The sequence below is a fragment of the Ruminococcus sp. RTP21358st1_G6_RTP21358_211008 genome (genome assembly GCF_040908885.1).
GTDB classification, from domain to species: domain Bacteria; phylum Bacillota; class Clostridia; order Lachnospirales; family Lachnospiraceae; genus Blautia_A; species Blautia_A faecis.
The window spans coordinates 1-13,279 of record NZ_JBDGDM010000050.1 but is presented as its reverse complement, the minus strand read 5'-3'; the positions used below and the strand labels follow the sequence as shown (position 1 = coordinate 13,279).

Genomic DNA, 13,279 nt, shown 5'->3' with positions numbered 1-13,279 from the left:
ATAGCCAGTAGAGCGTGTTTGAAAAATCTTTCCCGCAATCTGCACGCCCCACTTTGCGGTATATCCAGAGCAGGAAAAGATTAATTACGCTTTAAAGCAGCCGGAACACCTGCTCGGCAGTGGCAGTCATATTGGCTTTTGCAGTGGCAGGATCCATAGCTTCCGCAAGTGTGCAGACATTTCGTAAAATTGGGAAAAAAGCATCAATTCCCTCTTTATTGCAGGCGGATGCTTCTTTTGTGACACTTCCGGCAAATGCGATAACCTTTGCATGGTGTTTTTTTGCCAGCTTCGCCACGCCTACAGGAGCTTTTCCCATGGCTGTCTGAAAATCCAGGCGGCCTTCACCGGTGACTACCACGTCCGCATCAGAAAGTTCCTGCTTCAGTCCTACAGCATTCAGAATCAGTTCGATCCCAGGCGTCAGCGTCGCCCCCAGGTAGGAGAGAAAGGCGAAGCCAAGCCCTCCGGCAGCACCGGCACCAGGGGTATTGCAGTAATCCGTTCCCAGAGCTTGGGAAGTGATTTGCGCAAAATGTGCCATATCTTCATCTAATTGCTTTTTCTGATTTTCTGTCACACCTTTTTGCGGACCGTAAACATATGTGGAACCAATTTCACCGCAAAGAGGGTTATTCACATCGCATGCCACCTGAATATGAGCTTCTCTTAAAAGCGGATTCAGGCCGGAAATGTCGATTCTGGAAACCTTCGCCAGTGCCTGTCCGCCTTCGCCTGCATCCACATCATTTTCATCCAAAAAACGTACGCCAAGAGCTTTTAACATACCGATGCCGCCGTCGTTGGTGGCGCTTCCGCCGATTCCAATGATAAAATTGCGGCAACCCTTTTGGAGGGCATGGTTTATCATTTCGCCCACACCGTAGCTGGTAGCAAGAAGAGGATCCTTTGCATCATCTGGAACCAGTGTGATTCCGGCAGCGGAAGCCATTTCCATGACAGCGGTATTGCTGTCTTTCAGATATCCATAATGAGCCTTGACCGGAGTGTGCATGGGTCCGGTGACGGTCAGATCGATCCGCTCTCCGTTCATGCCTTCGATCAAGGCGTCCGTAGTGCCCTCTCCGCCGTCTGCGAGAGGTTTTACGATGACTTCTGCATCCGGCTTTGCCCGAAGAACTCCTTCCCTGATGGCCATTCCGGCTTCTATTGAGCTTAAGCTTCCTTTTAAAGAATCAATTGCGATGACAACCTTCATATGAAAAAATCCCCCAAAAAATAAATGGTAAAATATGTTGCGAAAAGATTCTCAATCTTATGTCTGTTTAAAGAATAGACCGCCTGGATTGTGGAGTCAAGTAGAAAAAAGCAAGAATTTTTGTATGGAGTTTTTATCAGATAATGATAAAATAGTAATATCTGTCTAGAAGGGAAAATATACATGGGAGGTTAAGACAATGAAGATAAAAACAGTTGCAGTTCTTGGCGCAGGTGCGGTTGGGTCTTATGTGATATGGGGGCTTTCCAGGCGGAAGGATATCCGGCTGGGAGTTCTTGCAGAGGGTAAGCGTGCGGAGAAATTGAAAAAAGGCTGCACGATCAATGATGAGGTTTATCATCCGGAAGTATGGACACCCCAGGAAGCAAAAGGGATAGACCTGCTGATCGTGTCTTTGAAATATGGAGCGCTGCCAGGTGCAATGGACAGCATCCGCCAGGTTACAGGAGAGAATACCACGGTCATGAGTCTTATGAACGGCGTGGACAGTGAGAAATTGATTTCCGATGAAATTGGAGCTTCCCATGTGATCTATTCGGTAATAAAAGTTGCTTCCCATAAAGAGGAAAATGGATATTGTTTTAACCCGGAAACCACCATTGGCATTATTTTCGGAGAGCCTTGCGCACCCTATGACAGTGAACGTGTGCAGGCCATTGAGGCTCTTTTTGCAGATACCGGACTGCATTATCGATCTACAGAATATATCAGGGAAGAAATGTGGAGCAAATTCCGGCTGAATGTATGCAATAATCTGCCCCAGGCAATTCTAGGGGCAGGAGTTGGCTGTTACCAGGACAGCGTTCATATGAAAGCAATCAGCGACGGACTTAGAAGAGAACTGGAAGCCATTGCTTCTGCAAAAGGAATTGATATAAGTAAGGCTGCTGCATCCTCTGGACATGGAAGTGCCGTTCCCCCATCAGCCAGATATTCCACACTGCAGGATCTGGATGCGGGACGCCATACGGAGATTGATATGTTCTCAGGCGCGTTGGTCCGCATGGGGCGGGAACTTGGGATTCCTACGCCGTATAATGAATATACCTACCATATGATAAAAGCTTTGGAAGAGAAAAATGATGGGAAGTTTGACTATAGCAAAGAGGATGGAGAAGTAACCTGTTCCAGGTAAAGAATTACGGCTATTGAGAGGCGCAAAAATGAACGATAAATGGCTTGATTTTGCAATCCGTATTCAAAGCATCGGCTGCACTCTCTTGTACCCACACCAGTATATTTAATCCATAAAATAGATACAAAATCCCGGATGTGTAGGTGAACAGACATGAAAAATATCCATAGCATTGAATTTTATACTGGAAGCAAGGAAGAATTGCTTCCCGGTTTTGAAAAAGATTTTCCCTATATCGCTTCGAGGGCAGAACTCGACAAGTATATAGGGGGTTATGTACCGTGGCACTGGCACAGGACAGTGGAACTTTTTTATATGGAAAGTGGCAGCATTGAATATGATACGCCAAGAGGAAAAATATTGTTTCCGACTGGAAGCGGTGGCATGATAAATCCCAATGTACTCCATAGGACAAAAGCAATATCGCAGAGAGAAAAGAATATACAGCTACTTCATATTTTCGATGTTTCCCTACTTGCCGGAGAACAGGGAAGCAGGATTGAACAAAAATATATTGCACCTGTCATAACAGCCCCGCAGATCGAGGTAATCCCGCTTTTTCTGGGCAATGCAGAAGAAGAAAGGATTTTGAAACTGCTTGCTGCCTCATTTCGTTTATCCAGTGATGAATTTGGATATGAAATAAAACTGCGGGAAGCCCTAACGGAAATATGGCTCATGCTTTTTGAACTTTCTCGTTCTATGCGTGAAAAGAAAGGGGAACGTAACAAAAGCAACGATAAAATAAAGCTGCTGATGATATACATTCATGAACATTACAGAGAAAAAATATCTATTCCGGAACTTGCTGCGGCAGCATATTTAAGCGAAAGGGAATGCTATAGAGTGTTCCATGACTGTCTGCACATGACACCCGTCGAGTATATAACAACTTACCGTTTACAAGTTGCCTGTCAGATGTTGGCAAAGGGGCAGGAAGCTGTTACTGTTATCAGTCATGAGTGTGGTTTAGGGAGCAGCAGTTATTTTGGAAAGATTTTTCGGGAATACGCACAATGTTCACCTATAGAATATAGAAAGAAATGGCAGAATAGTGATAGATAATGGCGGAAAAGAAATATTTTTCCTATGTCTTTTGCATTATAATGATACCTGTAAAGTAAATCAGCAATTTACAGGAGGTGAGCGCAAAGTGGTAAAACTAAATATTCAGACTGCAGAATTGGCATTAAAGGAAGCGTCAGAATCCAATCCGGGAGCATGGGCAGATCATTCCCGGTTTGTAGCCGAAGCCTGTAAAAACATCGCATCACACTGTAAAGATTTATCTTCTGAACAGGCATATATTTTCGGGCTGTTGCATGATATTGGACGCTATGCCGGAGTGAGTTCGGAAAGGCATCTGATAGACGGCTATCGGTACTGTATGGAGCGCGGATGGGAAAAAGCTGCACAGATATGTATATCCCACGCATTTATGATACAGGATATTGCTACATCTATTGGTGAGTTTGATGTCAGTGATCAGGATTACCTGTTTATGAAAGAATTTGTTGCAAATGCGGTATATGATGATTATGACCGTCTTGTACAGTTATGTGACGCATTGGCTATGCCGACGGGGTTCTGTCTTTTGGAAAAGAGATTTGTAGACGTGACAATACGGTACGGTGTTCACACAGCGACAATAGACAGGTGGAAAAAGATTTTAGAGATTAAAGAACAGTTTGAAAATCAGATCGGCTGTTCTATCTATTCTCTGCTTCCAGGTATTGTGGAAAACAGTTTTCGTTAAGGAGGGATATTGTGTATTACGAATCCAGTGATTTTTTGGAAACTGCGGACAGTGATACGTTAAAGCAGATTGCCCGCACAAGGGAATTAACAAGGGAATATTATTTTTCTGATTATGGAGATATAGAAAAACGCACTTCCATTCTTCGGGAGCTGTTGGGTGGAATAGGAGAAAACGTGGTAATCGACACGCCTTTTCATTGTGACTATGGGAAAAATATATTTTTGGGAAATGATGTGATAATCAATATGAATTGTACCTTTGTGGATAACAAAACTATCCGGATTGGTGACAGGGTATTGATCGCGTCAAATGTGCAGATGTATACATCTTCGCACCCTGTATTGCCACAGGAAAGGCTTGTGCCGGATTGGAGGGAACGCAAGACAACATTTTTCAGAACCTATGCACGTCCGATAGAGATAGAAAACAATGTCTGGATTGGCGGTGGCTGTATTCTTCTTCCCGGAGTCACTATAGGAGAAAACAGCGTGATAGGGGCTGGAAGCGTAGTTACCCGCCCTATCCCTCCTAATTGTGTTGCAGTAGGGAATCCATGCAGGGTGATACGTTATTTTGATACAGACAGGGAATGGTGGCAGCATGAAGTAATTGGGGAATTATAGAAGATTGATTAGAGTCTGGAAATACCGAAATATAACTGACCGAGCAATTTGATTGAGGAGTGATAGATTTATGAATGCAAATGTTGATTTAACAGGTGTTGTTCTTGAAACAGATAGACTAATCATTAGAGAATGGAATGAAATGGTGATGAGTATATTTCTTTGTACTATGTATTAGATAATCCTTTAAAAATGGATTAGTTCAATTTCAGAAAAAATTTTAAAAGTCCCAGAAAGCCAGTAACTACGCGGCTTCCGGGACTTTCATAATACGAAAAAAGCACCTCATCTGAGGTGCTCCACTTAGCAGGGCTACAAGGATTCGAACCTTGAAATGACGGAGTCAGAGTCCGCTATACTTTTAGGCTGGAATGCCCATAAAATAAGGGTTGGCGGAGGTGTCCAGATAAAATTGACCTATGGATTGACCTGTTTTTATCTGTTTCAGTGTAATTGCATTAAAAGCAAAATAAGTGGAAATATTATAGAAAAATATGCTATACTGAGAAAAAGAGAACACGGGAACCATTTATCAGTAAGGAAGTGATTGTATGCCAGAAAATGTAAGTAGTATTATATATAAATTTTCCCAGGAAGTGAAGCGTATGCTGGGTGAAAAGCTGACAAAAGTTATTGTATATGGTTCATATGCCAGGGGGGATTATCGAGATAATTCTGACGTAGATATTATGATACTGGTAAAATTGTCTGACGAGGAAATCAGAGCTATTAAAAATGATATTTACGATCTGGCTTTTGATGTGGAGATGCGCACAGGAATTGAAATATCTCCGGTTATCAAAAATGAAGAACAGTATGAATATTGGGTAGATACGTTACCTTTTTATCGAAATGTGAGAGATGAGGGGGTAGTAGTCAGTGAGTGAAAAGAAAGTTGATTTGTGTATATATCGCATGAGAAGCGCAATCGAGACGTTGGGGGTATCTGCGTTATGTCTGGAAAGTCAACATTATAAGGATTCAATAAACCGTAGCTATTATGCCGCTTTTTATGCGGTGAAGGCGGTTTTGGCTTTAGAAGAGGTAGATTTTAAGAGACATAAAGATGCTGTTGCATATTTTAATAAGACATATGTTGCAACAGATATTTTTCCAAGAGAAATCGGAAAAAAGCTGGGAAGATTGAAACAAGAGCGTGAAACTAGCGATTATGATGACTTTTATATTGCATCCGCCGCAGATGCGACAGAGCAGTATGCAGCAGCTGAGTTTATTATCACTGAGGTAAAACAGTATTTGGATGGGCAAAATGTCCAATATTAAGGAAGCGGGATATAACTGCAACAGGAATAAGATTGATTAGAGACTGGAAATTTGAATTCTGGTCTCTTTTTTTATATCTTCAAATCTGTAGCAAGGTGTAAATATTTAGATATGCTCATAGAAGGGAGAATTGGAACCAGAGCAGGTTCAGAACATTATGGACAGTATGATAAAAAAATTGTATGACATGGAACTGGAAGAACTGGGACGGAGCGGCTGGCAGGATGAAAAATTACTGTCAGAAGTCAGAAAACTTCTGGAAAATAACAAGGCTTCTATCCAGGTTGAAGATAAAACTGGACGAGAAGGCGTTGATCTGGCATTTGCGATTGCTGAGATAGGAGAAGAAATTGGGTTTACACAAGGCTTCAAGTGTGCCTTTCAGCTTTTTATGGAATGCAAAAGGGAATAGGTTCAAATGATACAAGGTGTTAAAGAGAAGGCTATGCGTGGGGAATACGCATAGCCTTTTAAAGAGTCTTTATAAATTCGATTAATGCAAGCTGTTGTTCTTCTGAGAGGGCTGTTGAAGCTTCAAGTAAATTTCTCTGCGTTTTGGTAAGAACATAGGGTTCCCCGTTTTCAGAAAAGAATTGTGAGAGGGTAATTCCGAAAGCACTACATATTTTTTCAAGAGAAGGAATTGAAGGCACTAAATCTTTCCGATACCAGGAAGAGATGGTTGATTGAGTCAGACCAGATTTTGTTGCAAGCTGGTATTCTGTCCAGCCTTTTTGATTACGATAGGTTGTAATTCTATCAAGTACAGGCACCATAATATCACCGTCTTTCTGTTAGTATATGGTTTATAGTAGAGGAAAAACAGTGATAAAATAATATGCTATATCGTATTAAAATAACGAATATTAGTTGAATAACAAAAAAAAGCTGTTATAATAGTAAGTACATAAGAGAAAAGAAGGGGGACTGTTTTATGTCAATTGGAATTGCAGCAACAATAGGAATGATCGCAACAGTAGCAATAATCGTGCTGTTATATGTGAAGGTATTGCCAAAGAAATATGATGGCAAACTGGACAACAAGTATTTACAGTGGTTACATAATTATTTTAATTTTAAGAGGTTGTATATAGAGGACATCTTAAAGTTCTTATTTGTAGTGGGAACAGTTATGTGCGTATGTTTTGGGTTTTTTATGATGTTCTCAGTTACTGAAACGTATTTCGGGGATCAGAGTAACTTTACAACAGGATTGGTACTTTTAATCGTTGGACCAATAACAATGCGCTTCATTTTTGAATTACAGATGATGGGCGTCATGCTGGTTCGTAATGTTATGGATATCAATAAAAAAATGAATAAATCATTATCAGAAAATGAGGATTCAATTAGAAAGGAAGATTCTATCAATCCGGTTAATTCACAGCCACAGATTAAAGAATAATAAGGAAAAGACATTGAACTATAGAAAAAAGCTATATTCAATGTCTTTTTTTATTGAGATTAAACAAAATATATTGTAAAATAATACGTATAAACGTATAAAAATAACGAATATGCGAGAAAGGGTAGGAGAATATGTATTGTGAAAATTGTGGTAAGTTAATTGAGGAAGGTAATAAGTTCTGCCCATATTGTGGAACTAAGGTGATCGAAACAGAAAACAAAGTTGAGAAAGAGGTTTTACCTGAGGCACAGACTGACGGAGCAACGGTACAGGAAAAGCCAAAAGAGAATACTAAGCAAGACAATATGGAGAAAAATCAAGATGTTCCTAAAAAGAAGTCTCATTTGGTAAGAAATGTTGTTATTGCTGCAGCTGCGTTATGCGTTGTGGGATATGCCGTTTCCGGAAACCAGAATAAAAATAAGCTTAGCCCAGAAAAGACAGATATAATTGAAAAACTTAAAGAAAATACGTCATTACAATCTGAATATTTCGAACAGTGGGATGGTACAAATTATAGTTTTTACAAAGGAGATGACTGGGAAGTTCGGTACTCAGAAGAAAATGTTTCGGTAAGAATTGCTGAACCTGAAATACAAGAATGCTTTTCTGCTTGCATTGGTACTGATGAACTTGGAAATGACGGTACATTTGCATACAGATTCACTGATAATGACATAAATATCTATTTTGATACGGAAATTCCAGAGGGAAATTTGACAATTGTAATGTATGATGTCGGAAAAGACGAATACACCCTTATGATAGATGGGGATAAATACACTATAACAGATGAACTGAAAGATTATCTTGATCAGTATGGTCTAAGGGAAATTATGTTAAATGATGTAAATGAATTTAAAGATGATTTATCATCTATGGATTTAACCACTCAGGATTTATTGAAACTAGATAATGCGGATATTGCTAAATATTTAGAAAAAGGTAAATAGAGTATGAAATATTGCGAAAAGTGTAATAAATTTTATTCTGAAGACAAATGCTATTGTTCTGAATGCGGAAATGTGTTGATTGATAAGGATAAGCTAGAAAATAACAGTGAAATAGGGTATGACAATATTGGGAAAATAGTAGAACCGGCATACGAAATTTTTTTCAAACGTTATTTGCTTCTTCTTGTAATAGGAATAAGTATTGCAGAATTGTTACTTACATGGCTGATGCTCGTTGATGGTGTTCCCAAGGTGATGGACGGATCATGGGGGCATATTATATTTTATATTGTTATATGTGCTGGCTTAACAAAAGCGAGGGAATGGCTTACAAAAAAATATGCTGGAAATACAGAAATGAAAACATTTGGAATTAGTAGAACGACTATAAGTGATTTAGAAAAGGCACTAAGTTGGATATATCCGATTGTTGAAATTCTATGTGGAATTGTTTGCTTAAGATATGCTGGAGAAATGTTTGAATTTTTGGCAGATTTTTCAGATTGGTCGAGCTTTCAGTTTGGTAAAGGGCTACTGCTAGTATGTTTTCGTTGGGCATATAAAGTAAAAGAGTGGGTAATGTTGCCACGAGGATTAGAATTGCTTTGGAACATTTCAACGGTACATAGAGAATTTGATGAAAATATAAAGATTTGGGGAAATGTCAAGACGCGTATATTTGATTGTCTACCGAAAAAATGGAGGAAATAAATGGACAGATTTCATATATGGGGACTAAAATGTGCTTGTTTTAGTCTGTGTAGCTTTGCGGTATGGGGCAGTGTGGAACATGTAACTGTTAGTGCTAATAGCCTGGCTTATGACGAGAATAGTTCAAGTGAAACTGAAAACAACGACTCGTATACGTATAATAACGAATATGAGGAAAACAGTTTTTCTGGATCAAATAGTGGCGTGAAAAATTTTGCAGAATCAACTGATGATTATGATGAGAGTTATTCAGAGTCAAATGATTATGAGCAGTCTGATGAAACTCAAGAGACACAAGATAACGAACAGGAAACAGGATTAAAAGCTATACAGGGATTCGGGAAAAAATCTGAAGAGAATAAAGCGGAGAAAATCTCTAATCCTTACGGTGTATACTATACAACACCTAAATGCGAGGATATGGATGATTACTGGGGAGAAAAACATCACGACAGCATTAGATTTGTAATATCAAAATCTTTGGATAACAAGGAAAATTATGCGATTATTGATATTACAGCAGCTATAAATGATAGCTTAGACGATACGATACAAGTAAAATATAATTCAGAAAAAGAAAGATGGGAAGGCAAAGGCAATATTTTGTTGGAATACGATTCTGCTTTAGGTAAGTATGTTTTTACGAACGACAAAATTAGAGTTTGCTTAGAAGAAATTACATCAGAAAGTGCTGCTTTGTATGACCGCTCGCACCAACAATATAGCTATCAAGATCCTATGCTTGAAGGAGCCTTTGTGTCAGAAGTTGGGATGAATAATGGTTTGACGGTGTATATATACAACTTATATAATACGAAATACTATTGCGTCATGTTAGAAACGAAAGACGGGACAACCACCGTAATTGGAGAAAAGAAGACACTTGGCGAATATATTTATAATGATTGCACGATTAATATAGATGGTACGGAGTATTATATTGATGGAGTAGATTTAGATGAAAATAGAATTGCAACTGCCATTCGCGTATATTCGTTGTTCGGTGAAGATGAAAATGAATATTATCTAAAACGTTCAGAAGATTATTTTGATGGAGCATTGAATCAAGATATATATTCTGGTACATATAGTATTAAAGATCTTAATGCTACTATAAATTTGAGATATGATAAAGAAAGCGAATTATTTTCTTATGATATATCTGTAAATGGAACAAGCATTGATACAAGTTCTTCAACTGCAATTTGTACTGGGAATCTTGGATATAGAATAGTGTCAGCTGATTTTATAATGGATTATTCGGATTACATATTGAATGGTTCTGATATACAAATTAAAATTCCAAGTATTAGTTCGGAAACATATTCATGTGTACTTGAATCATCAGGAAATACTGTGAATTATCGTGCAGCATTCCAGTATATACTTGAAGATGCATATAAACATTATGGAGAGTCTTGCAAATATACTCTGTTTGATCTTGACAATGATGGTGTAAAAGAGCTGATTCTTTCAGAAGGTACATGTAATGCAGATTGGATTAATGATGTATATTGTGTGAATGACTATGGGTTGGGACTTGGAATTGGATCATTTGCCAGACCGGTTGTGTTATATGAAGCTCCGGATGGCAATGGAATTTATGCAGTCTGGGGTAATCAAGGCTTAGAAGAGGTTACACGAATCACAAAGAATGGTTCAGAGCTAGAGGAAGAATTGATTTTATCGGACAGCATAAATTATGATGAGAATTATATCACATATCCGAATGAAATAATGACCGCGTATGCAAATGATTATTCGTTGTTAGAAGGATGACAAAGGAGGGGGCCTATGAGAAAAAAAGCATTAGAAACAGTATTGGGTACATGTTTAGTAATCCTGGGTATATCTATTCAAATGAAAAATGTAGAGGCGTTTGGGGCTTATACTGCTAATCAGACAGAATCAGAAAGTGCTGCTGATGATTGGTATAATGAAACAATGAAGAGAATATTAGGAGATATTCGAGATCCATATGGTTTTTATTATACTACTCCCGGGTGTGAAGAAACAGACCTGTATTATGGATCAGGACTGGGGGATACACTTTATATTTGCATATATCCAGGAGAGAGCAACAGCATTTTTGTATCTATGCAAAGTTTACTGGGAGATGATTTATATGCATCAAATGAACATCCTGTCGAATTATATTTTGATTCAGATCAGGAAAAATGGGTAGATGATAATGGGGCTTTTTTAGCATTTGATGAGAATAATAATCGATTTATTTATTCAGATTCCAGTATACAGATTTGCCTGGAAAATTTTACTGTTAGCTCTGCTTGGGAAGGACCAACTCATTTATGGGGAGATATACATCCAGAAGGAGAATATATTGCCGATGATGGTACAACGATAACTGTTATTGATTTATACAATAAGTTTTATGATATTATTTTGAGCGATGATATTATGCTCATGGCAGAAATGAACTTTGAAACTGATGATACGTACGATATATATCAAAGTGGAAGAATAAAGGTTCTTGAAATGACTTGTTCGGATGTAACTGATGATACGGTTGATACATTGACGTTTACAGATCCTGATACAGGAGATTATCAGATTTTCCATAAAAACTCATCGGCATATGATTTATATTTAAGGGCAGCTGATTTTTCAGGGAAATATAAAATTACAGGTGGATTAGCTGGAGATGATTCATATATAACTATGGAGTATGATCCGGATGGTCGCTACTATACTTACAAATTTATATGGCAAGGCAAGGAATTAGTTGAACTTGGTACTGCATTTCCAAGTAATGTATCTCAAATTCAGTCAGAAACATTCTGTATGAGCTTAGCTCCGTATATTAATGGAGAGGAAGAGTACATTGAAACATTTATTCCAAGATTTGGAGACTATTTTTATTTATATCCTGAAGAGTGACGGTATTTAATTATTGGATTTTAAGCATATGTTGTAAAGGTATATGTTATCAGGTCAGAGAAGTGTATACTTTTTTGTCTAAAAACTTTTATACAAGGAGGATGCTATTATGTCAAGGAAAAAAAGATTGTTTGTATTATTAATCTCTGCTATTTTGTGTTTTGCTATGGCTGTACCGGTAAGTGCTGGAACAACTTACAACCAGCGTAAGAAAGCTTCTCAGAAACTGTTTAATGCTATTTACTATGGTAAATATAGTAAGAGTTATAAGCTTGGTAGCGATTGCTATATGTATGATATGGATATTAATAAAGATGGATATCCAGAGCATGTTGTTACCAATTTGGATGAGGATATGTGCATAATATATACTATCTATAAAAGCAAAATACGAAGGTATGTATTTAAAAATGCATCTGTAAGTAGATACAAAAAACAGTTTCTTATAACAACAAATTATGATAATGATGATTCTGGCATTCAGATATTAGAAAGTAAATTTTATAATGTCGTAAAAGGTAAATTGGTATCTAATCCAAAGCAGAAATTGACAGATGTAAACGATTGGCTTAATGGCTACGAGTCAAAATATCTTAAAGCTGGCAAAGAAATTTCAATAGATGCTTATTACAAAATATTTAATAAGCAGAAGCGATTAAAATCAAGCTCTTATTGGAGCAAACTGTTTAACGCTACCAAAAACTTTAGTTAAATAAATTGAGGGTGATCGATGATCACCCTCTAAAATATAGATAAGGTATGGTGCTGTGAGACAGCATCATTTTTTTGTTTTAATAATGAAAATCTGTTTGAATTAAAGTTCCGAAGCATTCAAAATATAATTCTCCAAAGCCATTCGGCTGATCTTCCAGGTAGCCCCCATACGGAATCCTTTAAGGCTACCGTCATTAAGCAATTCATAAACTCTGTTCTTACCCACGCCGAGATACTCAGCAACTTCTGAGACACTTAAAACAGTCAAAATAGAATTTTCCTTCCCTGCAGGCACTGAATTAGATGTAGTTGACATAATAGTTACCTCCTGTCTGATATTTGGTTTTACTTATATGTGAGCAAGATTAGTTTTGTAAGAAATAAATATAAGCAGAACAGTCCTGTAAAAATGCTATAGATGAATTTCAAATGCCATATAAAGTTTTTTCAAGCTCAAACACTTATATGAACCGTAATTGGAGCTGTTGAGAGCTGATATGAGCAGATTGTAAGCAAAAGTGTATTTAATAAAAATGCTTATAGTGTTTAAATAG

16 protein-coding genes and 2 pseudogenes are annotated in these 13,279 nt (G+C 37.8%); 14 read left to right on the top strand and 4 right to left on the bottom strand.

From position 1 onward, the window contains the following. Positions 1 to 3: 3 nt before the first annotated feature. A pseudogene (locus AB5Z12_RS16805) lies at positions 4 to 81 on the bottom strand (DUF6783 domain-containing protein); the annotation flags it as partial. Between the two features lie 10 nt (positions 82 to 91). Further along, complete coding sequence (locus AB5Z12_RS16800; RefSeq protein WP_368357400.1) at positions 92 to 1,219, bottom strand: glycerate kinase; 1,128 nt, start codon at positions 1,217 to 1,219, stop codon at positions 92 to 94. A 199-nt stretch (positions 1,220 to 1,418) separates the two neighbouring features. Here AB5Z12_RS16800 and AB5Z12_RS16795 point away from each other — a divergent pair, with 199 nt between their 5' ends. From AB5Z12_RS16795 to AB5Z12_RS16765, 7 genes are all read left to right on the top strand, one after another. Next, a complete protein-coding gene (locus AB5Z12_RS16795; RefSeq protein ID WP_118583213.1) occupies positions 1,419 to 2,375 on the top strand; it encodes a ketopantoate reductase family protein in 957 nt (318 codons plus the stop codon). Positions 2,376 to 2,528: 153 nt separating this feature from the next. Next, positions 2,529 to 3,440 (top strand): helix-turn-helix domain-containing protein, encoded by a 912-nt coding sequence (locus AB5Z12_RS16790; RefSeq protein ID WP_368357401.1) that lies wholly within the window; start codon positions 2,529 to 2,531, stop codon positions 3,438 to 3,440. An 88-nt stretch (positions 3,441 to 3,528) separates the two neighbouring features. After that, positions 3,529 to 4,131 carry an HD domain-containing protein gene (locus AB5Z12_RS16785; protein WP_368357402.1) on the top strand — a complete coding sequence of 201 codons (603 nt, stop codon included), beginning with the start codon at positions 3,529 to 3,531 and terminating at the stop codon, positions 4,129 to 4,131. An 11-nt stretch (positions 4,132 to 4,142) separates the two neighbouring features. Beyond that, positions 4,143 to 4,757, top strand: coding sequence for a sugar O-acetyltransferase (locus AB5Z12_RS16780; protein ID WP_195478372.1), 615 nt, complete (start codon positions 4,143 to 4,145; stop codon positions 4,755 to 4,757). 551 nt (positions 4,758 to 5,308) lie between these two features. Next, positions 5,309 to 5,644: a nucleotidyltransferase domain-containing protein gene (locus AB5Z12_RS16775; protein WP_368357403.1), complete on the top strand. Its 336-nt coding sequence runs from the start codon at positions 5,309 to 5,311 to the stop codon at positions 5,642 to 5,644. Further along, positions 5,637 to 6,041, top strand: coding sequence for a HEPN domain-containing protein (locus tag AB5Z12_RS16770; RefSeq protein WP_173736473.1), 405 nt, complete (start codon positions 5,637 to 5,639; stop codon positions 6,039 to 6,041). Before AB5Z12_RS16775 ends, AB5Z12_RS16770 begins: the two co-directional genes overlap by 8 nt. 157 nt (positions 6,042 to 6,198) lie before the next feature. Further along, complete coding sequence (locus tag AB5Z12_RS16765) at positions 6,199 to 6,453, top strand: hypothetical protein (protein WP_147422327.1); 255 nt, start codon at positions 6,199 to 6,201, stop codon at positions 6,451 to 6,453. A gap of 58 nt (positions 6,454 to 6,511) precedes the next feature. On the opposite strand, the gene AB5Z12_RS16760 is transcribed toward AB5Z12_RS16765, so the two are convergent. Further along, positions 6,512 to 6,817, bottom strand: a complete 306-nt coding sequence (locus AB5Z12_RS16760) for a helix-turn-helix domain-containing protein (RefSeq protein ID WP_368357404.1) — start codon at positions 6,815 to 6,817, stop codon at positions 6,512 to 6,514. 158 nt (positions 6,818 to 6,975) lie between these two features. On the opposite strand from AB5Z12_RS16760, the gene AB5Z12_RS16755 reads away from it, so the two are divergent. From AB5Z12_RS16755 to AB5Z12_RS16725, 7 genes and pseudogenes are all read left to right on the top strand, one after another. Further along, complete coding sequence (locus AB5Z12_RS16755) at positions 6,976 to 7,446, top strand: hypothetical protein (protein WP_368357405.1); 471 nt, start codon at positions 6,976 to 6,978, stop codon at positions 7,444 to 7,446. A gap of 134 nt (positions 7,447 to 7,580) precedes the next feature. Beyond that, positions 7,581 to 7,646: pseudogene (locus AB5Z12_RS16750) on the top strand (zinc-ribbon domain-containing protein); the annotation flags it as partial. Between the two features lie 3 nt (positions 7,647 to 7,649). After that, positions 7,650 to 8,402, top strand: coding sequence for a hypothetical protein (locus AB5Z12_RS16745; protein WP_368368716.1), 753 nt, complete (start codon positions 7,650 to 7,652; stop codon positions 8,400 to 8,402). A 75-nt stretch (positions 8,403 to 8,477) separates the two neighbouring features. Beyond that, positions 8,478 to 9,113, top strand: coding sequence for a hypothetical protein (locus AB5Z12_RS16740; protein WP_368368714.1), 636 nt, complete (start codon positions 8,478 to 8,480; stop codon positions 9,111 to 9,113). Continuing rightward, positions 9,114 to 10,892 (top strand): hypothetical protein, encoded by a 1,779-nt coding sequence (locus AB5Z12_RS16735; RefSeq protein ID WP_368368713.1) that lies wholly within the window; start codon positions 9,114 to 9,116, stop codon positions 10,890 to 10,892. Positions 10,893 to 10,907: 15 nt separating this feature from the next. Beyond that, positions 10,908 to 12,011 (top strand): hypothetical protein, encoded by a 1,104-nt coding sequence (locus AB5Z12_RS16730; protein ID WP_368357409.1) that lies wholly within the window; start codon positions 10,908 to 10,910, stop codon positions 12,009 to 12,011. Positions 12,012 to 12,120: 109 nt separating this feature from the next. Then, entirely contained in the window at positions 12,121 to 12,723 is a 603-nt protein-coding gene (locus AB5Z12_RS16725) for a hypothetical protein (protein ID WP_368357410.1), read from the top strand. Positions 12,724 to 12,825: 102 nt separating this feature from the next. On the opposite strand, the gene AB5Z12_RS16720 is transcribed toward AB5Z12_RS16725, so the two are convergent. Next, positions 12,826 to 13,041, bottom strand: coding sequence for a helix-turn-helix domain-containing protein (locus AB5Z12_RS16720; RefSeq protein ID WP_173719184.1), 216 nt, complete (start codon positions 13,039 to 13,041; stop codon positions 12,826 to 12,828). Positions 13,042 to 13,279: the final 238 nt, after the last annotated feature.